Origin of the sequence: Microbacterium sp. NPDC088619 (assembly GCF_044752825.1) — a bacterium.
Taxonomy (GTDB): Bacteria; Actinomycetota; Actinomycetes; order Actinomycetales; family Microbacteriaceae; genus Microbacterium.
In genome coordinates this window covers 2,826,924-2,847,275 of sequence record NZ_JBIVLZ010000001.1, presented here as the reverse complement: position 1 = coordinate 2,847,275, position 20,352 = coordinate 2,826,924, and the positions used below count along the sequence as shown (strand labels likewise).

The following is a 20,352-nucleotide window of genomic DNA, read 5'->3' as shown; positions in this document are numbered from 1 at the left end:
GGCTAGTCCGCAGACCTGAAGGAGGGACTCAGACGAGCACCCCCGAACGGAGGAAGCGCGATCAGGACCGCAGCCAGCGCGCGGCCTCGGTCGCCCAGTAGGTCAGAACGACATCAGCGCCCGCACGCCGGATCGACAGCAGGGACTCGAGGATAGAGGCGCGGCGGTCGATCCAGCCGTTCGCCGCGGCGGCCTCGATCATCGCGTACTCTCCCGACACCTGGTATGCCCACACCGGAATATGAACGGTGTCGCGCACCTCGCGCAGAACGTCGAGGAAGGCCATGGCGGGCTTGACCATGACGATGTCGGCCCCCTCCTCCTCATCGACGACAGCCTCGCGCACGCCCTCGCGGCGGTTGCCCGGGTCGAGCTGATAGGTGCGACGATCACCCTTCAGCTGCGAGTCGACGGCCTCTCGGAACGGCCCGTAGAACGCACTCGCGTACTTCGCTGCGTAGGCGAGCAGCAACGTGTCCGTGAAACCCTCGGAATCGAGCGCCGCGCGGATGACAGCTACCTGCCCGTCCATCATTCCCGACAGGCCGAGCAGCTGAGAGCCGGCACGGGCCTGAGCCAGCGCCATCGACGCGTAGCGCTCGAGCGTCGCGTCATTGTCGACGGTGCCATCGGCCGCGAGCACGCCGCAGTGGCCGTGGTCGGTGAACTCGTCGAGGCACAGGTCGGTCTGCACGACGAGGGCGTCGCCGACCTCGGCCGCGAGGGCCTCGGTGGCCACGTTCAGAATGCCCTTCGAGTCGTCTGCACCCGAGCCCTCAGCGTCTCTGACGGACGGAACTCCGAACAGCATCACGCCCCCGACGCCAGCCTCGGCCGCCTCGGTCGCGGCGGCCCGCAGAGAGTCGAGCGAATGCTGCGCGACCCCGGGCATCGATCCGATGGGGACGGACTCTGTGAGCCCTTCGCGCACGAACAGCGGAAGCACCAGCTGTCGCGGTTCGAGAGAGGTCTCCCGTACCAGGCCGCGGACGGCAGGCGACTGCCTCAGGCGCCGCAGCCGGACATCGGGAAAGCTCACGGCGCCAGCTCGTCCGCCGCGTGCGGGAGGGTGAAGCTCGACACGGCATCGATGAGCGCGTCGACCGTCTGACGATCGGCGACGACCGTGATCGGAAGACCCGCCCTGTCAGCATCCTTCGCGGTCCGCGGACCGATCGCAGCCAGCAGCGTCTCATCCGGGATCAGGGGGAACTGCTCGCGCACCTGCTCGGCGACCGAACCGCTCGTGATCAGGATCGCGTTGATGCGTCCGTTCTCGACGTCGCGCTTGATGCGGTCGGTGACCGGCACTCCGACTGTCCGGTAGGCGACGACGCTGTCGACGTCGTGACCCGCCTCCTGCAGAAGGACGCTGAGCACGGGCTTCGCGATCTCGCTGCGCAGCGCCAGGATGCGACGCGGCTCCGCCTCGAGGGCGATGAGCTGCTCGGCCATGCCCGCCGCCGAGTTGTCTTCGTCCGGCACCATCGCGACTTCGTACCCGACCGCCTGCAGCGCGGCGGCGGTCGTCTCGCCGACTGCTGCGATCTTCGTACGACGCGGCACCACCGCGCGGTGCGCGAACATCACGTCGACGGTTGTCGCGCTCGTCACTGTCAGCCAGTCGTACTCACCGGCAGCGAGCCGGGTGAGCGCCACGTCGAGCGCAGCCTGGTCGGTGGTGGCCGCGAAGTTGATCAGCGGCGCGACGACGGGCACTGCTCCGCGGGAACGCAGACTGGCGGCGACGCCGTCGCCCCACGGGCCTCCGCGGGGTACGAGGATGCGCCAGCCGTCCAGCGGTCGGTCCTGCTTCGAATTGGTCATGATGAGGAATGCTCTCGGGAGACGAGGTCGGCCGCCCCTTGCTCGAGCAGCCGATGGGCGACAGACAACCCGAACTCGCGTGCTGCGTGCATCGGGTCTGCACCACCGGCAGCATCCGCTCCATTGCCGCTGCCGTTCCGACGAATATACTCCCCGTTCAGAGTCTCCGTGACGTCGAGGCCGATCCGGCGCCCACCGTCGGTCGAGTAGACGACCGTCCTGACGCGGATCTCGTCGCCGTCCACGACCGCGTGAGCGGCCATCGGCGCCTGGCATCCGGAGTCGAGTCCTTCCAGGACTCCTCGTTCGACCGTGATGGCCAGACGGGTGTCCCGATCGTCGAGCTCCGCAAGGGCGGCGAGCAGCTCAGCCGGAGCGTCGGAGCGGGTCTCGACCGCGAGCGAACCCTGGCCCGGTGCGGTCGGCCACTCGGACAGCCCCAGCTCCTCGCGACGCAGCGGCGAGTCGCTTCCGAGGCGTGACAGGCCGGCGGCAGCGAGGATGACGGCATCCAGCTCGCCTGATGCGACCCGCTGCAGACGTGAGTCGACGTTGCCGCGGATGTCGACGACCTCCGCGTGAGGAGCCCTGCGGTGCACCTGGGCGATGCGGCGGGGAGACCCGGTTCCGACCTTGCTGCCCGAGCGCAGCTGGTGCAGCGGCGTGCCTCCGCGAGTGATCGCGACATCACGAGCGTCTTCGCGCACCGGGGTGGCCGCGATGAACAGACCCTCGGGGATCGCCGTGGGCAGGTCCTTCAGGGAATGCACGAGGAAATCGCACTCCCCGGCGAGCAGCGCCTCGCGCAGGCGGGTGGCGAAGATGCCCTGGCCGCCGATCTCCGACAGCGACGCTCGATTCGTGTCGCCTTCACTGGTGATCGGCACGAGCTCGACGCGACGCCCGGAGATCTTCTCGAGCGCGGTGGCGACATGACCGGACTGCGCCTGCGCCAGCGCGCTGCGGCGGGTGCCCAGACGGATCGGGACGGCTGTGTGACTCTGAGTGCTCATCGTCGGCCTACTGCAGCACGTCCGCGATCTCGTCGAACCGGAGGCGACGGCCCGTGTAGAACGGGATCTCCTCCTTCACGTACAGACGCGCGTCGGTGTAGCGCAGGTCACGCATGAGGTCGACCAGCTCGGTGACGTCGTCGGCTTCGAGCGGCAGGATCCACTCGTAGTCGCCCAGTGCGAACGCGGCGACGGTGTTGGCGATGACCCCCTTGAAGGCGGCACCCTTGCGACCGTGGTCGGCGAGCATCTTGCGACGCTCCTCCTCCGGCGCGAGATACCACTCGGGCGTGCGGACGAACGGGTACAGGCACAGCCAGTCCTTGGGCTCGACCCCCCGCAGGAATCCCGGCACGTGCGCGCGATTGAACTCGGCATCGCGGTGCACGCCCATGACGTTCCAGACGGGCAGCAGAGTGCGCAGCAGCTCGGTGCGGCGCAGGCGCCGCAGGGCCTTCTGCAGGTCTTCCGCCGTGTCGCCGTGCAGCCACACCAGCAGGTCGGCGTCGGCCTTCAGACCGGAGACGTCGTAGAAGCCGCGGACCGTGACGCCGGAGTCCTCGATGTAGGAGACGATCGTCTCGAGCTCCGTGGAGTCGGACTCGGTGACCGCCACATCGGGGTTCCGTCGCCAGACGGCCCAGAGGGTGAAACCGGACGGGTTCTCTTCGCGTGCGTCGGACATGGATCCAGTCTGCCCCCTTTGTGAACCACTCGCGAACGCGAGTCAGGATGCGGGGATTCGCCTCCGGTCAGCGAGAGAGCGCACGGGCGATCGCCCAGACGGCTCCGCCCACGATGACGGCGATTCCCACCGCTCCGGCGATCGCCGCTGCAGGGTTGCGGTCGGCGAAGACCCGTGCCTTCGCGGCGGCGCGCTTCGATGCCTTGTCGATCCGTCGAGGGAAGTTGCCCTTGACCTCGATGGCCGCGAGCGCCGCCTTGAGCTCGGCGCGGGCGGACTGCACCGGATCGACGATCCCTGCAGGAACGGCCGTCTTGGGCAGCGGCCTCGTGATGTCAGTGTTCGTCATAGCCGGCTTCCTTCACGAGTCTGATGTCCTCGCCCACCGCCTGAGCGGGGTTCTTGCGAGCGAGCACCTTGCGGAACTTCAGGATGCCGAGCAGCGCGAACAGCAGCACGGCGAGGATCAGGATTCCGAACACTGCCAGTGCGGACAGCCATACCGGCCACCACGACGACAGCCCGGCGATCGCGAAGACCAGGATCACGGGCACGGCCCAGAACAGGAAGAAGAGCGCGACGAGGAACCAGACGGAGCCGATCCCCGCGTCCTTCGCGGTCTTCGAGATCCACGTCTTGGCCGCGTTGATCTCGGCCTTGACGAGGCTGCTGATGAGCTCCGGAAGATCGCCGATCAGGGACAGCAGGCTGTCTTCGGCACGGTCGCGGTATCCGCGGGGCATGTCAGCTGCCAGACTTCGCGGCGGTGGAGCGCGGGGATGCCGGCTTCTTGGCCGCGGGCTTCTTCGCGTCGTCCTTCTTGGCGGCGTCCTTGACCTCGTCGACGGCGTCTTCGGTGGCGTCGACGATGTCGTCGGCGGCCTTGCGTCCTGCCGCGACAGCCGAGTCGAGTCGCTGACCGGCGGTCTTGTCGCCGCCGCTGGCGGACTTGACGACCTTCTGCACGCCGGTCCAGATCGCACCGGGCACTGCTGCAGCCTTGTCGCCGACGTAGCCCTTGACCTTGACGACCTGCTCCTGCACGGGGTCGAGGTTCCAGACCTTCAGCCACTGCGTCTTGATCTGCTCGTACCGCTCGCGCCCTGCACGGGTTCCGAGCACGTATCCCACGCCGATTCCTACGACGAGTCCGATCTTCCCCTTCATGGGGTCTCCTCACGTTGTTCCGGTGTGAACGCCTGGGGCGAACCGACGGCACGGAGCCGCCTGCCAGGTGTCCAGCGTAGCCCCGTATGCCGATTTCGGCATCTGTCAGGCAGAGGGTTGACAGCAGAGCGACTTTCGGGTTCGCCTCACGGAGCGCGTGACGCTCGTCCCCGCGCGATCGAACGGAGTCCTGAGACGCGCGCGTCAGTCCCAGAGCAGCGAACGCCGCAGCCGGTCGGCTTCTTCTCGCGCGTCGGGGATCACCTGCGCCAGTCCGGTGCCGGCGAGCCAGGCGCCGACCACTGCAAGGCCGGGAACGGCCTGAATGGCCTGCCGAGCCGCCTCGCGCCGCTCGCCGGAGCCGATGATCGAAGCGGGCTGCGACTGGACGAAGCGCGAACGGTGCGCGCCGACGAGATCGCTGCCGGCGAGCGGGACGCCGAGCAGAGCGGATGCTTCGCGGAGTGCGAGGCGCGCAGCCGCGTCGTCATCGAGGGCTGCGGTCGCGGCCGGTTCTCCCTGAGCACCGAACGAGACGCGCACCAGGTGCCGATCGCCTGCGGCGGCCCGAAGCCACTCCCATTTCGCCGTCGAGTGTGTGAGCGCCTTCGCGGTGTGGCTGCCGGGGACCGTCAGCACCCCCGTGCCCCGAGGTGCGCCCTGCAATGCCGAGGCCTGGAGCAGAAGCGTGACGATCTCGATCTCCGGCGCATCCGCCGCCGTGGTCTTCGCGAGTGCAGGGGCGACGTTCTCGAGCAGACGTCGAGCGGCCGTTTCCGATGTACCCAGCACGACGCCGTCGGCGGTGAACTCGAGCACCTCCGTGGTCGGATCCGCCTCGGCATCCGACTCGACGAGCGACTCGGCGAGCGTCTTCCCTTCGGCGCGCAGGGTCCAGTTCGCACCGGACCGTGCGATCTCGGTCACCCGGACGCCGGTGCGGACCACGCCGCCGAGCTTCTCGATGTCGGCGACCAGCGCCTCGATCAGCACCATCATGCCGCCGGCGAGGCCCTCGACGGCCGCACCGGGCGCCTGCGCCGCAGCGGCCTGCGATGCGCGCGCCGCGCTCTCGTCACGCAGAGCCTGCACAGCGCCCGACAGTGAACCGACGCGCGTGAGGGCGGCGTTGAGCCCGGGTGCCGCGACGTCGACGTCGACGTCGTCGGGCGACGCGGAGTACACGCCCGTCGTCACCGGAGCCACCAGCCGGTCGCGCACCTTGACGCCCATGCGCGAGGACACCAGCTTGCCGAGGCTGTGTCTGTGTCCGATCGTCAGAGGCGGCCGCACGCGGTCGAGGTAGGCACGCCACACCCCCGACCAGCCGATGATGCGACGCACGTCATCTTGGAACGGGTTGCTCGGGATGCCGAGGATCCCACCGACCGGCAGCGGTGCGGCCCCGACGCCGGGGATGCCGGCGAGCCAGGCACTGCCGGCTGCGGGGGCGACGATGCGATCGGTGAGGTCGAGTTCGGCGAGGAGCGCGCGCACGCGCCCGCCCCTGGTCGCGTAGCTCTCCGCCCCCGCGTCCACGACGACGCCGTCGATCTCAGCCTGACGGATCGCGCCGCCGACCGCATCCGACCCCTCGAGCACGGTGACGCGCATGCCGACCTTCACGCATTCGCGTGCCGCGATGAGCCCCCCGACGCCACCCCCGACGACGACGATGTGGCGCGTGGCCGCGCGGGCTGCCAGAGACGCGGACTCGGCTCGGGACGACTCACGGTTCGCGGGATTAGACGACATGCGTCAATCCTTTCATCCGCGACCCTGATGCCTCACCGGTTGCGACCGGGTAAACCGGAGTCGCGCTTGCGCACCTCGCGGAGCACGATCTGCTCGGGGCACACCGTCGAGAGGAAGTCGCCGACCGAGAGCGCGAGACGCTCGCCGACGAGTGAGTAGAGGATGCGGTTCGCATCGCGACGCTCGCTGACGAGGCCCGCCTGACGCAGCACGCTCAGGTGACGCGAGATCGTGGGACCGCTCGCCGCGAACCGCGACGCGATCTCACCCGCCGCGAGCTCGCCGTCCTTGAGATCCTGCAGGATCTGGCGGCGCGTCGGGTGGGCCAATGCCGCGAAGATGTCCGACGCGCTGTCTGTCATGTTCGCAATATAGCACTCGTGCTAGATAGCATCTCGCGGCCGAGGTTCCGACACCGGAGCGGACGCCTCAAGCGGTCAGATCGAGTGCACCAGCTCGACGATGCGGGTGAGCTGATCGGGGTCGGTCTCGGGCGGAACGCCGTGCCCGAGGTTGACGATGTGGCCTCTGGCCGCACGCCCGCGCTCGACCACGTCGCGCACGTGCGCCTCGAGGACCGGCCACGGCGCCGAGAGCAGCGCCGGGTCGATGTTGCCCTGCACCGAGACGTCAGGCCCGAGGATCGCGGCGGCCTCATCGAGAGGCAGACGCCAGTCGACGCCGACACCGTCGGCGATGCCGTCGAGCCGCATGTCGTCGAGGAACGGACCTGTGCCCACACCGAAGTGGATGCTCGGGACCCCGATCGCGTCGAGGGCGACGCGAGAGTGCGGTGCGACGAACGCGCGGTAGTCGGCGGTGCTCAGCGATCCCGCCCACGAGTCGAACAGCTGCACGACGGATGCTCCGGCGTCGCGCTGGATCTCGAGGAAGCGGCGCGAGACCTGGGCCAGCCAGCCGGCCAGCCGGTTCCAGGACTCCGGATCCGCGTGCATCATGGCCCGCGCCCGCAGGTGCTCCTTCGACGGACCGCCCTCGACGAGGTAGGCGGCGAGAGTGAACGGAGCCCCCGCGAACCCGATCAGAGGGGTGTCGCCGAGCTCCGCCGTGACGATGCCGACAGCCTCGGCGATCGCGGTGCCGTCAAGCGAGAGCGGGTCGATCGCCGTGATGCGGTCGACGTCTGCCGCCGAGCGCACGGGGTTCGCGAACACCGGACCGCGGCCGGGCTCGATCTCGACCTCGACGCCGGCGAGACGCAGCGGGATGACGATGTCGCTGAAGAACACCGCCGCATCGACGCCGTGACGGCGCACCGGCTGCAGCGTGATCTCGGCCGCGAGGTCGGGGGTGAGGCAGGCGTCCAGCATCCGCGTTCCGACCCGCAGCTCGCGGTACTCGGGCAGCGATCGGCCTGCCTGGCGCATGAACCACACGGGGGCATGCTCAGGTCGGGGGCCGGTGAGGGCGCGCAGCAGCGGAGCGTCGGAGAGGGGCATGCGTCCATCCTCCCATCCACCCCTGGGCCGACCTGCATGAAGCCTCAGGTAGACTCGAAAGGTGCTGCTGGTTGTCACGGCGAGTCACAAGACCGCCCCCTTCGAATTGCTCGAACGCCTGAGCCGCACCCCCGATGACGTCGCCTCCACGGTTGTGGACATGGCGACCTGCGTGCAGGGTGCGGTGGTTCTTGCTACCTGCAACCGCTTCGAGGCCTACGTCGAGATGGACGAGCCCGTCACGGCGGCAGGCGCGATCGGCGTCGAGGCGGTGCTCGAGGCCGTCGAGTCGTCGACCGGCATCCGCGCGTCCGAGCTCGACGGCGCGTACGAAGTGCACTCCGGCCGTCGGGTCGCGGAGCACCTCTTCTCGGTCGCCTCGGGACTCGAGTCCGTCGTCTCCGGCGAGGGTGAGATCGCAGGGCAAGTGCGCCGCGCTCTGAAGTCCGCCCGCAAGGAGGGCACCACCTCCCCCGAGCTCGAGCGCCTGTTCCAGCGGGCCAGCCAGGCGCAGCGCAAGGTCAAGAACGTCACGGCCCTCGGCCGAGCCGGGCGGTCGCTCGTGCGCCTCGCCCTCGAACTCGCCGACAGCCGCATCGTCGACTGGTCGGCCGAGCGCGTGCTGCTCGTCGGCACCGGTGCCTACGCAGCCGTCACGCTCGCGACACTGCGCGAACGGGGCGCCGTCAACATCTCGGTGTACTCGCCCTCGGGTCGCGCGGAGAAGTTCGCCGCGAAGCACGGCATCCGTCCGGTCTCCGCAGAGGACTACGCCCGCGTCGCCTCGCGATCGAGCCTGCTCATCACCTGCACGACGGCGACCGCTCCGGTGCTGACTCCCGAGCACCTGCAGGCTCCGACCGGCATCGCCCCCGAGGGCTGCCCCGTCACGTCGCACAACCAGATGGTCGTCGACCTCGGCATGCCGCGCAACGTCGACCCCGCGGTCGCCGCGCTCGAAGGCGTCACCCTCCTCGATCTCGAGACCATCAGCCTGCACGCGCCGCTCGAGGAGCTGCAGGCGACGGATGCCGCGCGCACCGTGGTGCGCGAAGCCGCAGACACTTTCCACGTCGTCGGCAGCCGACAGAGCGTCACCCCCTCGGTGGTCGCGCTGCGGTCGCACATGTTCGCGCTGCTCGAGTCCGAGATCGCCCGAGCCCGCGCCAGGGGCGACGACGACGGCAAGGTCGAGCAGGCCCTGCGCCACCTGACCGGCGTGCTCCTGCACGTGCCGACGACCCGGGCGCACGAGCTGGCCGCCACCGGACGCGCCGACGAGTTCGCCGCGGCGCTGTCGACGCTGTACGGCATCGAGCCGATCGAGCCCGCCGTCGCGTCGGACGCAGACGACGCAGCGACCGCCTGAGCCTCGCTTCTTCTGCACGCGAGCCCGTCGAAGGCTCTTCTCCACCATGCACGCGAGAGGCAGGACGGTCCCCCACGAGACCCCTCCCGTGCTTCATATCGTCGAACCCATGACAGTGTCGATCTCTCGGCGCAGACTGGGAGAATGCTCGTGGACCCGAACCTGATCGGCATCATCATCGCCCTCTTCGGCGTGACCGCCACCACGCTCGGCGGCGTCTCCCGAATGCTCGCACGGCAGGCCAAGGGGCTGGACGTGCGTTTCGACAAGATCGATGAGCGGTTCGACAGGGTCGATGATCGGTTCGACAAGGTCGATGAGCGGTTCGCGAAGGTCGAAGGCGACATCGCCGAACTCAGGGTCGAACTCAAAGGCGACATCGCCGAACTCCGTACCGAACTCAGGACGGAGATCGCCGACGTCAAGACCGAGCTCAAGGCCGACATCGCCGACGTCCGAGTCTCGATCGCGCGCCTCGAGGGTCCGCTGCCGAAGCTCCAGCGCATCTGATCCCACCAGAGCCCGGGCGGGGAACAGACCGGGGTGCCAGACTGGACGCATGGCCCTTCACATCACCGGAGACACCGCCGCTGACACTCTACTCACCGACAATCCGCTCGCACTGCTGGTCGGGATGCTGCTCGACCAGCAGGTCCCGATGGAGACGGCGTTCGCCGGTCCGCTCAAGATCGAGCAGCGCACCGGAGCGACCGACGCCACCACGATCGCCTCGATGGACCCTGACGAGTTCCTCGAGGCATTCACGCAGACACCGGCTGTCCATCGGTTCCCCGGCTCCATGGCCACTCGCGTGCAGACCCTGTGCCAGGAGATCGTCGATCGATGGGGCGGAGACGCCTCGGCGATCTGGACCGAAGGCGATCCGTCCGGCGCCGAGGTTCTGAAGCGACTCAAGGCGCTCCCGGGGTTCGGCGAGCAGAAGGCGAAGATCTTCCTCGCCCTGCTCGGCAAGCAGTACGGCTTCACCGGCACGGGATGGCGAGAGGCGGCCGGAGACTACGGCACCGACGGTTCCTACCGCAGCGTCGCCGACATCGTGTCACCCGAGTCGCTCACCAAGGTGCGCGAGCACAAGAAGGCCATGAAAGCCGCGGCGAAGGCCAAGGCATGAACCCCACCGGCGACGACGTCGCTGGACTCATCGCCCGCTCCACGCCGGCGATTCGCCGTCGGGATGCCGAGACCCTGACCGCTGTGATGCAGGAGATCACCGGCCGCGACCCGCAGACCTGGGGCACGATCATCGGATTCGGCAGCTGCCACTACAGGTATCCGACGGGCACGGAGGGCGACAGCGGTCTGCTCGGCTTCGCCCCGCGCAAGGCGGCGACGACGATCTACCTGTTCGACGGCGTCGACGCCCACGTCGAGGCCCTGGAGAAGCTCGGCCCGCACAGCACGGGCGTCGGATGCCTCTACATCAAGGATCTCGAGAAGATCGACCTCGACGTGCTCCGCGGCATCCTCGAGCGATCGTTGGCCTGGGTCGAGGCGGGCGGCACCGATCAGGTGCAGCTGACCGTCACCGGCTGACGCGAGAGGCCCGCCGTCCTCTCGGACAGCGGGCCTCTCGTTCGGATCGTCCGAGTGTCAGGCGCCCTTGAGACGCTCAGCCAGGTACTCGTGCAGCTCGTCGATCGAGACGCGCTCCTGCGCCATGGTGTCGCGGTCACGCACGGTGACGGCGCGGTCATCGAGCGAGTCGAAGTCGATGGTGACGCAGAACGGCGTGCCGATCTCATCCTGTCGGCGGTAACGGCGACCGATCGCCCCTGCGTCGTCGAAGTCGACGGCCCAGGAGCTGCGCAGCGTGTCGGCGACCTCGCGAGCGAGCGGCGACAGGCGCTCGTTGCGGCTCAGCGGCAGCACGGCGGCCTTCACGGGGGCGAGGCGCGGGTCGAGCTTGAGCACGGTGCGCACGTCGGTGCCGCCCTTGGCGTTCGGCACCTCCTCTTCGCGGTACGCGTCGACGAGGAACGCCATCATGGCGCGCGTGAGGCCGAACGACGGCTCGATCACGTACGGCGTGTAACGGTCGCCCGTCGCCTGGTCGAAGTAGGTGAGGCTCTGGCCCGACGCCTCGCTGTGGCTCGACAGGTCGTAGTCCGTGCGGTTGGCGACGCCCATGAGCTCGCCCCACTCCTTGCCCGTGAAGCCGAAGCGGTACTCGACGTCGATGGTGCCGGCGGAGTAGTGCGCGCGGTCGTCTTCGGGAACGTCGAACTGACGCATGTTCTCGGGATCGATCCCGAGGTCGATGAACCAGTTCCAGCATGCCTCGACCCAGTGCTCGAACCACTGCTGCGCGTCTGCGGGCGGCGTGAAGAACTCGATCTCCATCTGCTCGAACTCGCGCGTGCGGAAGATGAAGTTGCCGGGGGTGATCTCGTTGCGGAACGCCTTGCCTACCTGGCCGATGCCGAACGGCGGCTTCTTGCGACTGGCCGTGAGCACATTCGAGAAGTTCACGAAGATGCCCTGTGCCGTCTCAGGGCGGAGGAAGTAGAGGCCGGACTCGTCGTCGACGACGCCGAGGTACGTCTTCACGAGACCCGAGAACGACTTCGGTTCGGTGTACTGGCCCTTGGTGCCGCAGTTGGGGCACGGCACGTCGGCGAGGCCGTTCTCTGCCTTGCGGCCCTTGCGCGCCTCGAAGTCCTCGATCAGAGTGTCGGCACGGAAGCGCTTGTGGCAGCTCAGGCACTCGACCAGCGGGTCGGTGAAGGTGGCGACGTGACCCGACGCCTCCCACACCCGCTTGGGCAGGATGATGCTGGAGTCGAGACCCACCATGTCGCCGCGTCCGCGCACGAACGTCTGCCACCACTGGCGGCGGATGTTCTCCTTGAGCTCGGTGCCGAGGGGCCCGTAGTCCCACGCGGACCGCGAACCGCCGTAGATCTCACCCGCCTGGAAGACGAACCCGCGGTGGCGGGCAAGGGCGATGACCTTGTCAAGACGGGACTGTTCGGCCACGGTGGCTCCAATGGTCGGCGGTGGGAAAGCCCGTGATCACGGGCACGTCAATCTTATCCGCGACCTGTTCGCGTCAGGACCCCGGCCGGGTCGGGGCTGAGCCCTCAGGAGGTGAAGAGGTAGCCCTTGTCGACGTCGAATCCCGAGAGCGTCAGGCCGCTGCCCAGCAGGCCCTCCATCTGCGCGCGCAGACGCGTGCGCCATTCGTGCGCAACCTCCGGGTCCTCGACGCGGATCGTCTCGATGTCCGACGGGATCTCGAGCGTCTCGACGACCGCATCGGATGCCGGGGGCTTGGCGATGTCTGCGAGCGCCCATTCGACATCGAGCCGGTCGCTCTCGTCTCCTGCGTCCCCTCCACCGAAGATGCCGTAGCGGTTCACCGAATACCCGGTCACGCGGGCACCGAGAACCGTGAGGAAGAAGTGCGCGTTGCGGGCGACGAGCGGATCGAACGTCCAGGTGATGCGACCGACATCGCGTGAGAACGCCCACTGGCGCTGGTGCTCCTTGAGCTCTCGTCCCCAGCCGCGTCCGCGGTACTCGGGCAGCAGCGCCGTGATGTGCGAGTGCATCGCCCGGCGTCCGGGGGCGCCGAAGAAGGCGATCGAGGCTCCGACCATCCTCTCTTCGCCGCTCTCGGCATCGAAGAGTCCGACCACGTAGTTGCCCGACTGCTGCAGAGCTCGCAGAGTGCCGGCGTCGATCACGCGCTCGGGGCCGCGGATGGAGTCGAGCAGGCCCTGCGCGGCGATGATGAGTTCAACGGTGTCCAGATCACGGATGGTTCGCACGCCCCCAGTCTGCCCCTCCGGTCGCAGATATCGGAATCGAACACGGCTGGTCAGGCGCGCGAGCGCTCCGGGAAGGCCGTACCTCCTCCGGCCGCGAGGGATGTGGCGACGATCTCGAGGAACTCGTTCATCATCTCGACGGTCATCTCGAGGAGCATCCCGTCCCAGTAGGAGAGCACGGCTCCTCGCCCCTGCATCATCCCGGCCGGACGTGCGAATGCCCAGAGGTGAAGGTGCGCCGAGCCGTCGTTGAACCTGCTGAAGTGGCACCGCGCGACACCGGGGATGCTCTTCACCGCCTCCGAGATCCGCTGCATCAACGGCCCGAGTGCGGCGAGGACCTCGACGGGAGCGTCTTCGAGCAGCCAGTGCTCGCGCGGGGCGATCGCCCCGATGAAAGGAAGCCCGCCCGGCTCCCAGCCGGCTCGCACCTGCCACAGATCGTCGTGCCAGATCGTGTGCTCGTCGGGCTTGCACGATCCGCAGTTCTCCGGGTCGAGCTCACCGCTGCGCGGCTTCTCGGGCACGAGCATCGGCTCGAGCGGGCGCATGACGACCGACTCGTAGGCGTTGGCCGACCCGTGCGTCATCCACGAGCCATCGGGTCGCTCTCCGTAGACGAGCCTGCGGTGGAAGGGGCTGTCGGCAGGGTGCTGTTCGAGATCGACGCTCATCCCCATATCGAACCATGTCGCGACCGGGCGTACCGTGGAGGAATGGCAACCAGCGACACGACCGCCGAGAAATCCGACACCCGGTTCTTCGGGCAGCCCTGGGCGCTCGTCCACATCTTCGGCGTCGAGATGTGGGAGCGGTTCAGCTTCTACGGCATGCAGGGCATCCTGCTCATCTATCTGTACTTCTCGGTCACCGAGGGCGGACTCGGACTCTCCCAGGCCGTCGCAGGCGGGATCGTCGGCGCCTACGGAGGGTCTGTCTACCTCTCGACGATCCTCGGTGCGTGGATCGCCGACCGGATGCTGGGCTCGGAACGTGTGCTGTTCATCAGCGCCATCGTCATCGTCGCAGGTCACGTCGCTCTCGCGCTTCTCCCTGGATTCATCGGCGTCGGGGTGGGCCTCGTGCTCGTCGCCCTCGGCTCGGGCGGGCTCAAGGCGAACGCGACCTCGGTGGTCGGCACTCTCTACAGCGCAGACGACACCCGCCGGGATGCCGGCTTCTCGTTGTTCTACCTCGGCATCAACCTCGGCGCCTTCCTGGGCCCGATCCTCACCGGCATCCTGCAGTCCTCCCTCGGATTCCACTACGGATTCGGTCTCGCCGCGATCGGCATGACGTTCGGACTCGTGCAGTATTCGTTCGGCCGGAAGGCGCTGCCGGACGAGGCACGACGCGTGCCGAACCCCCTGCCGTCGTCGCGCTATCCGCTCGTCGCGATCATCGCGGTCGCCGCCCTCGCACTCGTCGCGGTGCTGGTGCTCATCGGCGTGATCAGGGCAGACAACCTGGCCGACATCGTGATCATCGGAACGATCGTCGCGACGGTGGCGTACTTCGCAGTCATCCTCAGCAGCCGCCGGATCGATGCCACCGAGCGTTCACGCGTGTGGGGGTTCCTGCCCCTCTTCGTCACGAGCGTCGCCTTCTGGTCGCTCTACCAGCAGCAGTTCACCGTGCTCACGGTCTACTCCGACGAGAGGCTCGACCGCAACATCTTCGGATTCGAGATGCCCGTCTCCTGGGTGCAGTCGATCAATCCGGTGTTCATCATCATCCTGTCCGGCGTCTTCGCGGCGATCTGGACCCGCCTCGGCCGCCGCCAGCCCTCGACTCCGGTCAAGTTCGCACTGGGCGCGATGATCATGGGGGCGGCGTTCCTGCTGTTCCTGCCGTTCGCGGGCGGTGGCCCCAACTCCACGCCGTTGATCGCGATCGTCGGCATCCTGTTCGTGTTCACGGTCGCCGAGCTGCTGATCTCGCCGGTGGGCCTGTCCGTGACCACGAAGCTCGCGCCGAAGGTGTTCCACACGCAGATGGTGGCGCTGTTCTTCCTGTCGATCGCGCTGGGCACCGCGATCTCGGGCTGGCTCGTCCAGTTCTACGACCCGAAGAACGAGGTGCCCTACTTCTCTGTCCTCGGGGCGATCGCGATCGTGGTCGGCCTCGGCCTCCTCTTCGCCGTGAAGCCGGTGCTGCGGCTCATGAAGGGCGTGAGCTGACGAGCGCAGTACGCGGGCTCGCGCCTCGGGTGTCTCAGACGCCGATAGCCTGAAGCGATGGGAGAGAACGATGATCGCGCGCGCAGAAGACTCTCCCGAAGATCACCGAAGTGGGCGATCGTCGCGGTGCTGGCCTTCGCCGGCCTCTGCTCGTCGTTCATGTTCACGCTGGTCGTGCCGCTGCAAGCCGAGCTCCCTCACCTGCTGAACGCGTCCAGGGAAGACACCACCTGGGTCGTCACGATCACGCTGCTCGTCGCCGCGGTCGCCACCCCGATCTCGGGCCGACTGGGCGACATGTACGGCAAGCGCCGTGTCGTGATCGTGCTGCTCGGGCTCCTGATCCTCGGCTCGCTGATCGCCGCGCTCTCGGGCTCGATCGTCGGCGTGATCATCGGGCGTGCGCTGCAGGGTGCGGTCACGGGCGTGGTTCCGCTGGGCATCGCGATCATGCGCGACGTCCTGCCGCCCGAGCGTCTGGGCACCGCCGTCGCGCTGATGAGCGCCACGATGGGGGTGGGCGGAGCGATCGGGATGCCGGTGGCCGCCCTGCTCGCGGTGAACGCCGACTGGCACTGGCTGTTCTGGCTCGCCGCAGCTCTCGGCGTCATCGGCCTCGCTCTCGTGCTGCTCGTGATCCCCGAGGACGTGCTGCGATTCCCCGGACGCCTCGATGTGGTCGGTGCGATCGGACTCGCGATCGGCCTCACCGGCATCCTGCTGTTCGTGTCGCGCGGTGCCGAGTGGGGCTGGACGGCCCCGCTGACCCTGACGTGCATCATCGGCGGTGTGGGTGTGCTGCTGGTCTGGGGCTGGTATCAGCTGCGCACGAAGGATCCGCTGCTCGACCTGCGCGTCGCCGCGCGCCCCGCCGTGCTCTTCACCAACATCGCCGCGATCGGCATGGGCTTCGCCCTCTTCGCCTCGAACGTGACGTTCCCGCAGCTGCTCGAGGGCCCCGTCGCCTCAGGCGCCGGCTTCGGACTCGACATGGTGTCTGCCGCACTCGTGATCATGCCGGCGGGTCTCGTGATGATGGTGATCTCGCCGCTGTCGGGCTGGCTCGAGCGCACCGTCGGACCTCGCCCCCTGTTCACCGTGGGGGCCGGCGCGATCGTGCTCGCCTACGTGTTCGTGCTGCTCTGGTCGAGCGAGGTGTGGCATATCCTCGTCGGCAACCTGCTGATCGGCGTCGGCATCGGCTTCACCTTCGCCGCGATGCCGATGATCATCATGCGGTCGGTGCCGGCGAACGAGACGGGCGCATCGAACGGACTCAACGCGCTGTTCCGCTCAGTCGGCACATCGAGCGCCTCCGCAGTGATGGGCGGGGTGCTCGCCGCCATGAGCGTCGACGTCGGCGGGGTCTCCGTGCCCACGAGGGCGGCGTTCGATCTGTGCTTCTGGCTGGCGATCGCGGCCGGCATTATCGCCCTCGTCCTGTCGCTCTTCATCCCTCGACAGCGTTCGACCGAGCAGCATCCCTCTCTTCCGGGGTGACCGCCGCCCGGACCAGGGTCAGAGCACCCGCGGGTCCGGGTCCGTCGGCGACGGAGCCCTCAGTCGGTCGGGGGCCGGCCAGGAGAGCACGTGCTGCTGCGAGGGCGGACGGGAGACGTCACCGAAGTCGTCGACCTTCACGACGATGCGTCCGGGTGCACCGTCTTCATCCGCGGTGACCTCGACGATGCGGACCCGCAACGGACCGCCGCCTTCGCCGTCGAGCACCCACGGGTCAGCGAGCCACGAGATGCCCCGCTCCTCCAGAGCGGCCTCGGCATCGAGCCACTCGGTCGGCCCGGACACCGTGCGCCCGAGGATGTCGACCGGCACCCACGCCTCGCCGTCGGGGTGGATCCAGCCGAGCAACTCGCCGTCGTCGCGGCGATGCGGAGTCCAGTCTGTGCGGGGCATCCCCCGATGCTAACCGGGGCCGACGCGCGATCGACGTGACGCGTGCACGATCGGCGTGACGAGTGCGCCTCAGTGGGTGTACTCCATGAGCTCGACGCCGAGCACACGGAAGGCATCGTGTGCACGCAGCCGGTGGGTGATCGACAGGTCGTCGAAGCAGACGATCAACGAGTAGGCGACACCCGCTCGCGGCCCGCCGAGGACTCCCGCCTCTGCGCGCACACCGCGATCGCGGCCGGTCTTGTTGATGAAGAGCAGGCCATGGGCGTCATGGTCGTGAGCGAAGGGATCGAGGCCGGTCGAGGCTGCCACCAGGCTCAGGTCCTGGTTCAGGCTCAGCCACTCGGACACCTGAGCACTCACCGAGGCGCCTACCACCTGCGAGTTCACGAGTGCCGAGAAGAGCCCGGCGAACTCCCGCGCTGAGCCCACCGCGACCTGGGGTGCGTCGTCGGGCCCGCGCTCGTCGCGGAACCGATCGAGAAGGGCAGTGCGGCGAAGCCCGAGGGTCTCGATGCGCTCACGCACGCGATCGTGACCGACCCGCTGCAGCAGAGCGTTGACCGCGATCGGATCACCAGCTGTCGCCGCGAGCACGGCGAGGTCTTCGAGCGGCAGGGCGGGCGCGTGCAGGTGTCGCCAGAGCCCCGAGGTCGACACCGGTTCGACGGCCGTGCGCTCCACGATCTCGAGCGGGTCGAGGGTGCCGGCATCGAACGCTGCCGCCACCTCGATGAGCAGCGGTACGACGCCGAGCCCGGCGACCGGCATGGTCACGTGGTCATCCCCCGACAGGACGTGCGTGTGGCTGTCGAGATCGACGACATGCACCGACACCTGCGCGCCCGCGTCCGCGAGCTGCTCGAGTGCCCGCAGCGTCGACGTGAACGATCGACGCCCCGTGGCGGCACGACGCGGCAGGCGTCGGCTGGGCCGCTGAGAGCGGCGCAGCGAGGCCAGTGGCGGGCCGTCGGCAGGCTCGGAAGCACCCACGCGTGATCCTTAATAGGGGGGTTGGATTGGCGGGATGCTGCGGTGTCCATCCGCCGCAGCACGGATATCGTAACCCCGTCAGGTGAGGATGCCCTACATACTCCGGTATACGGTCATCAGATCGTCATTCAGGAGACAGCAGGGCACCCGTCGGGGCCCACTCGGCTAGGCGGGACGACTCACCAGATCGTCACTCGCGACTCCTCCGGGAGCCACAGCGCGTCGGATTCGGCGACGTCGAACGCCTCGTAGAAGGCGTCGATGTTGCGGACGATCTGATTGCAGCGGAACTCGTTCGGCGAGTGAGGGTCGATCGTGAGCAGTCGCAGCGTCTCGGCGTCGCGGCTCTTCTGCTGCCAGACCTGCGCCCACGACAGCAGCAGGCGCTGCACGCCCGTGTAGCCGTCGATGACCGGAGCCTCTTCGCCGCCGAGCGCGATCTCGTACGCCCGGAGCGCGATGCCGAGGCCGCCCAGGTCTCCGATGTTCTCACCGATCGTGAGGGCGCCGTTCACGTGGTGCTCGGCGTCGAGGCCTTCCGGCACGAGCTCGTCGTACTGCGCGATCAGGGCCTTGGTGCGCTGCTCGAACGCCGTGCGATCCGCATCCGTCCACCAGTCCTCGAGCTTGCCGTCACCGTCGTAGCGGCTGCCCTGGTCGTCGAACCCGTGACCGATCTCATGGCCGATGACCGCGCCGATCCCGCCGTAGTTGGCAGCCGCATCGCGTGACGCGTCGAAGAACGGGTACTGCAGGATCGCCGCCGGGAACACGATCTCGTTCATCGAGGGGTTGTAGTAGGCGTTGACCATCTGTGGCGGCATGTGCCACTCGTCCCGGTCGATCGGCTTGCCGACCTTGGCGACGTTGCGGTCGTGCTCGAAGATCGCCGCGCGCCGCACGTTGCCGAACAGGTCGGCGCGGTCGATCTCGAGGCTGGAGTAGTCGCGCCAGACGGCGGGGTGCCCGATCTTCGGCGTGAACGAGTCGAGCTTGGCGAGCGCCCGCTCGCGCGTCTCGGCGGTCATCCACTCGAGGTCGGTGATGCTCTGCCGGTAGGCCTCGATGAGGTTCGCGACCAGCTCGTCCATCGCGGCCTTCGCCGTCGGCGGGTAGTGCCGCTCGACGTACACCTTGCCGATCGCCTCGCTCAGCGCGCCCTCCGTCACCGAGACGCCGCGCTTCCAGCGCTCGCGGATCGAGGGGACGCCGGTGAGCTCGGTGCCGTAGAACGAGAAGTTCTCCTGCACGAAGTCGTCGGTCAGATACGGAGCCGCGGCGTGGACGACCTGAGCGCGCAGCCAGGCCTTCCAGTCGTCGAGGCGCTCGGGGCTGAGCAGCGATCCGAGCCCTTCGAGGAAGCTCGGCTGCGAGACCACGACCTCGGCGAAGGCCTCAGGGTGCTCGGGCGCGACGGAATCGCGCCACGGCTCGAGGTCGACACCGGCGAGCTCCTGGATCTCGCCCCACGTCTTGAGGTTGTAGGTGGCGACGGCGTCTCGGCTTCGCACGTTGTCCCAGTGGTGGCCGGCGAGCTCGGTCTCGAGGGCGATCGAGCGGTCGGCCTGGCCTGCGGCATCCGCGATGCCGGCGAGCGTCAGCAGGCGCTCGAGGTGCGTGCGGTACGCCGCTCGCGTCTCGGTGAAGGTGTCGAGTCGGAAGTAGCTCTCGTCGGGCAGCGACAGGCCGGACTGCACGATCACCGGAAGGTAGCGCTCAGGGTTTCCGGGGTCGCCGTCGACGTAGAACCCGATCAGGTGCGCCCGACCGTCGCGGTCGTAGGCGCCGACCGTGCGCAGGAATGCGGGGATGTCGTCGATCGCCTCGATCTCGGCGAGGCTCTCGGCGAGCGGAGCGACGCCGGCCGCGGCGATGCGCTCGGTGTCCATGAAGCTCGCGAACAGGTCGCCGATCTTGCGGGCGAGGGTGCCGGGCTCGGCATCCTGCGACTCCTCGATGATCGTCCTGACGTCTTTCTCGGCCTGCTCGGCGAGCAGATGGAACGAGCCCCAACGCGCCTTGTCGCCGGGGATCTCGGTGCGCGCGAGCCAGGCGCCGTTGACATGACGATAGAGGTCGTCCTGCGGGCGGATGTCGGAACTGAACTCGGAGGTCTCAAGGCCAGAGGGAAGCACGTCGGTCATGCCGACCAGCCTATGCGTCGCTCCGACATTCGGGAGGAATCGGCTGGAGGCCCC

Annotated in this window: 22 protein-coding genes; 6 read left to right on the top strand and 16 right to left on the bottom strand. The window is 68.4% G+C overall.

The genetic code is table 11. The annotated features are described in order from the left end of the window. Positions 1-61 precede the first annotated feature (61 nt). From hemB to hemE, 10 genes are all read right to left on the bottom strand, one after another. Positions 62-1,039 (bottom strand): porphobilinogen synthase, encoded by a 978-nt coding sequence (hemB, locus tag ACIP5T_RS13780; RefSeq protein WP_400864197.1) that lies wholly within the window; start codon positions 1,037-1,039, stop codon positions 62-64. After that, positions 1,036-1,827: a uroporphyrinogen-III synthase gene (locus ACIP5T_RS13775; RefSeq protein WP_400864195.1), complete on the bottom strand. Its 792-nt coding sequence runs from the start codon at positions 1,825-1,827 to the stop codon at positions 1,036-1,038. Before ACIP5T_RS13775 ends, hemB begins: the two co-directional genes overlap by 4 nt. Beyond that, complete coding sequence (gene hemC / locus ACIP5T_RS13770; protein WP_400864192.1) at positions 1,824-2,840, bottom strand: hydroxymethylbilane synthase; 1,017 nt, start codon at positions 2,838-2,840, stop codon at positions 1,824-1,826. The genes ACIP5T_RS13775 and hemC overlap by 4 nt, the downstream gene beginning before the upstream one ends. A gap of 7 nt (positions 2,841-2,847) precedes the next feature. Further along, positions 2,848-3,525, bottom strand: coding sequence for a hydrogen peroxide-dependent heme synthase (gene hemQ / locus ACIP5T_RS13765; RefSeq protein WP_400864189.1), 678 nt, complete (start codon positions 3,523-3,525; stop codon positions 2,848-2,850). A gap of 67 nt (positions 3,526-3,592) precedes the next feature. Then, a complete protein-coding gene (locus ACIP5T_RS13760; RefSeq protein WP_400864186.1) occupies positions 3,593-3,874 on the bottom strand; it encodes a hypothetical protein in 282 nt (93 codons plus the stop codon). Then, positions 3,861-4,268: a phage holin family protein gene (locus ACIP5T_RS13755; protein WP_400864184.1), complete on the bottom strand. Its 408-nt coding sequence runs from the start codon at positions 4,266-4,268 to the stop codon at positions 3,861-3,863. Before ACIP5T_RS13755 ends, ACIP5T_RS13760 begins: the two co-directional genes overlap by 14 nt. 1 nt (position 4,269) lies before the next feature. Further along, entirely contained in the window at positions 4,270-4,692 is a 423-nt protein-coding gene (locus ACIP5T_RS13750) for a hypothetical protein (RefSeq protein WP_400864181.1), read from the bottom strand. Between the two features lie 204 nt (positions 4,693-4,896). Beyond that, a complete protein-coding gene (hemG, locus tag ACIP5T_RS13745) occupies positions 4,897-6,447 on the bottom strand; it encodes a protoporphyrinogen oxidase (protein ID WP_400864178.1) in 1,551 nt (516 codons plus the stop codon). A 32-nt stretch (positions 6,448-6,479) separates the two neighbouring features. After that, positions 6,480-6,809, bottom strand: a complete 330-nt coding sequence (locus ACIP5T_RS13740; protein WP_400864176.1) for a metalloregulator ArsR/SmtB family transcription factor — start codon at positions 6,807-6,809, stop codon at positions 6,480-6,482. 75 nt (positions 6,810-6,884) lie between these two features. Beyond that, positions 6,885-7,907 carry a uroporphyrinogen decarboxylase gene (hemE, locus tag ACIP5T_RS13735; RefSeq protein WP_400864173.1) on the bottom strand — a complete coding sequence of 341 codons (1,023 nt, stop codon included), beginning with the start codon at positions 7,905-7,907 and terminating at the stop codon, positions 6,885-6,887. Positions 7,908-7,968: 61 nt separating this feature from the next. Between hemE and ACIP5T_RS13730 the strand changes: the two genes are divergently transcribed. From ACIP5T_RS13730 to ACIP5T_RS13715, 4 genes are all read left to right on the top strand, one after another. Then, complete coding sequence (locus ACIP5T_RS13730; RefSeq protein ID WP_400864170.1) at positions 7,969-9,276, top strand: glutamyl-tRNA reductase; 1,308 nt, start codon at positions 7,969-7,971, stop codon at positions 9,274-9,276. A 144-nt stretch (positions 9,277-9,420) separates the two neighbouring features. Beyond that, positions 9,421-9,786, top strand: a complete 366-nt coding sequence (locus ACIP5T_RS13725; protein WP_400864168.1) for a hypothetical protein — start codon at positions 9,421-9,423, stop codon at positions 9,784-9,786. 49 nt (positions 9,787-9,835) lie between these two features. Then, positions 9,836-10,408 (top strand): HhH-GPD-type base excision DNA repair protein, encoded by a 573-nt coding sequence (locus tag ACIP5T_RS13720; protein WP_400864166.1) that lies wholly within the window; start codon positions 9,836-9,838, stop codon positions 10,406-10,408. After that, positions 10,405-10,830 carry a DUF1801 domain-containing protein gene (locus ACIP5T_RS13715; RefSeq protein WP_400864163.1) on the top strand — a complete coding sequence of 142 codons (426 nt, stop codon included), beginning with the start codon at positions 10,405-10,407 and terminating at the stop codon, positions 10,828-10,830. Before ACIP5T_RS13720 ends, ACIP5T_RS13715 begins: the two co-directional genes overlap by 4 nt. 57 nt (positions 10,831-10,887) lie before the next feature. On the opposite strand, the gene ACIP5T_RS13710 is transcribed toward ACIP5T_RS13715, so the two are convergent. From ACIP5T_RS13710 to ACIP5T_RS13700, 3 genes are all read right to left on the bottom strand, one after another. Next, positions 10,888-12,273: a glycine--tRNA ligase gene (locus tag ACIP5T_RS13710; protein ID WP_400864160.1), complete on the bottom strand. Its 1,386-nt coding sequence runs from the start codon at positions 12,271-12,273 to the stop codon at positions 10,888-10,890. A 104-nt stretch (positions 12,274-12,377) separates the two neighbouring features. Further along, positions 12,378-13,067, bottom strand: a complete 690-nt coding sequence (locus tag ACIP5T_RS13705) for a GNAT family N-acetyltransferase (RefSeq protein WP_400864157.1) — start codon at positions 13,065-13,067, stop codon at positions 12,378-12,380. A 50-nt stretch (positions 13,068-13,117) separates the two neighbouring features. Beyond that, the gene (locus tag ACIP5T_RS13700; protein ID WP_400864154.1) at positions 13,118-13,741 is read right to left on the bottom strand and encodes a hypothetical protein; all 624 of its coding nucleotides are present in this window, start codon (positions 13,739-13,741) and stop codon (positions 13,118-13,120) included. A gap of 42 nt (positions 13,742-13,783) precedes the next feature. On the opposite strand from ACIP5T_RS13700, the gene ACIP5T_RS13695 reads away from it, so the two are divergent. Together ACIP5T_RS13695 and ACIP5T_RS13690 are read left to right on the top strand one after the other, a co-directional pair. Further along, positions 13,784-15,247 carry a peptide MFS transporter gene (locus ACIP5T_RS13695; protein WP_400864151.1) on the top strand — a complete coding sequence of 488 codons (1,464 nt, stop codon included), beginning with the start codon at positions 13,784-13,786 and terminating at the stop codon, positions 15,245-15,247. A gap of 57 nt (positions 15,248-15,304) precedes the next feature. Beyond that, entirely contained in the window at positions 15,305-16,747 is a 1,443-nt protein-coding gene (locus tag ACIP5T_RS13690) for an MFS transporter (RefSeq protein WP_400864148.1), read from the top strand. Positions 16,748-16,765: 18 nt separating this feature from the next. Here ACIP5T_RS13690 and ACIP5T_RS13685 read toward each other — a convergent pair whose 3' ends face one another. The 3 genes from ACIP5T_RS13685 to ACIP5T_RS13675 form a co-directional block, all read right to left on the bottom strand. Next, positions 16,766-17,161 (bottom strand): hypothetical protein, encoded by a 396-nt coding sequence (locus ACIP5T_RS13685; protein ID WP_400864146.1) that lies wholly within the window; start codon positions 17,159-17,161, stop codon positions 16,766-16,768. Between the two features lie 69 nt (positions 17,162-17,230). Continuing rightward, positions 17,231-18,154, bottom strand: coding sequence for a serine hydrolase (locus tag ACIP5T_RS13680; RefSeq protein ID WP_400864143.1), 924 nt, complete (start codon positions 18,152-18,154; stop codon positions 17,231-17,233). 179 nt (positions 18,155-18,333) lie between these two features. Beyond that, entirely contained in the window at positions 18,334-20,298 is a 1,965-nt protein-coding gene (locus ACIP5T_RS13675) for a M13 family metallopeptidase (protein ID WP_400864141.1), read from the bottom strand. Positions 20,299-20,352: the final 54 nt, after the last annotated feature.

What these genes read in the sequence shown, in the direction of transcription:
- ACIP5T_RS13775 (WP_400864195.1), bottom strand. Translation starts at nt 1,827, where the DNA reads ATGACCAATTCGAAGCAGGACCGACCGCTGGACGGCTGGCGCATCCTC.
- hemC (WP_400864192.1), bottom strand. Translation starts at nt 2,840, where the DNA reads ATGAGCACTCAGAGTCACACAGCCGTCCCGATCCGTCTGGGCACCCGC.
- hemQ (WP_400864189.1), bottom strand. Translation starts at nt 3,525, where the DNA reads ATGTCCGACGCACGCGAAGAGAACCCGTCCGGTTTCACCCTCTGGGCC.
- ACIP5T_RS13760 (WP_400864186.1), bottom strand. Translation starts at nt 3,874, where the DNA reads ATGACGAACACTGACATCACGAGGCCGCTGCCCAAGACGGCCGTTCCT.
- ACIP5T_RS13755 (WP_400864184.1), bottom strand. Translation starts at nt 4,268, where the DNA reads ATGCCCCGCGGATACCGCGACCGTGCCGAAGACAGCCTGCTGTCCCTG.
- ACIP5T_RS13750 (WP_400864181.1), bottom strand. Translation starts at nt 4,692, where the DNA reads ATGAAGGGGAAGATCGGACTCGTCGTAGGAATCGGCGTGGGATACGTG.
- hemG (WP_400864178.1), bottom strand. Translation starts at nt 6,447, where the DNA reads ATGTCGTCTAATCCCGCGAACCGTGAGTCGTCCCGAGCCGAGTCCGCG.
- ACIP5T_RS13740 (WP_400864176.1), bottom strand. Translation starts at nt 6,809, where the DNA reads ATGACAGACAGCGCGTCGGACATCTTCGCGGCATTGGCCCACCCGACG.
- hemE (WP_400864173.1), bottom strand. Translation starts at nt 7,907, where the DNA reads ATGCCCCTCTCCGACGCTCCGCTGCTGCGCGCCCTCACCGGCCCCCGA.
- ACIP5T_RS13725 (WP_400864168.1), top strand. Translation starts at nt 9,421, where the DNA reads ATGCTCGTGGACCCGAACCTGATCGGCATCATCATCGCCCTCTTCGGC.
- ACIP5T_RS13720 (WP_400864166.1), top strand. Translation starts at nt 9,836, where the DNA reads ATGGCCCTTCACATCACCGGAGACACCGCCGCTGACACTCTACTCACC.
- ACIP5T_RS13715 (WP_400864163.1), top strand. Translation starts at nt 10,405, where the DNA reads ATGAACCCCACCGGCGACGACGTCGCTGGACTCATCGCCCGCTCCACG.
- ACIP5T_RS13700 (WP_400864154.1), bottom strand. Translation starts at nt 13,741, where the DNA reads ATGAGCGTCGATCTCGAACAGCACCCTGCCGACAGCCCCTTCCACCGC.
- ACIP5T_RS13695 (WP_400864151.1), top strand. Translation starts at nt 13,784, where the DNA reads ATGGCAACCAGCGACACGACCGCCGAGAAATCCGACACCCGGTTCTTC.
- ACIP5T_RS13690 (WP_400864148.1), top strand. Translation starts at nt 15,305, where the DNA reads ATGGGAGAGAACGATGATCGCGCGCGCAGAAGACTCTCCCGAAGATCA.
- ACIP5T_RS13685 (WP_400864146.1), bottom strand. Translation starts at nt 17,161, where the DNA reads ATGCCCCGCACAGACTGGACTCCGCATCGCCGCGACGACGGCGAGTTG.
- ACIP5T_RS13675 (WP_400864141.1), bottom strand. Translation starts at nt 20,298, where the DNA reads ATGACCGACGTGCTTCCCTCTGGCCTTGAGACCTCCGAGTTCAGTTCC.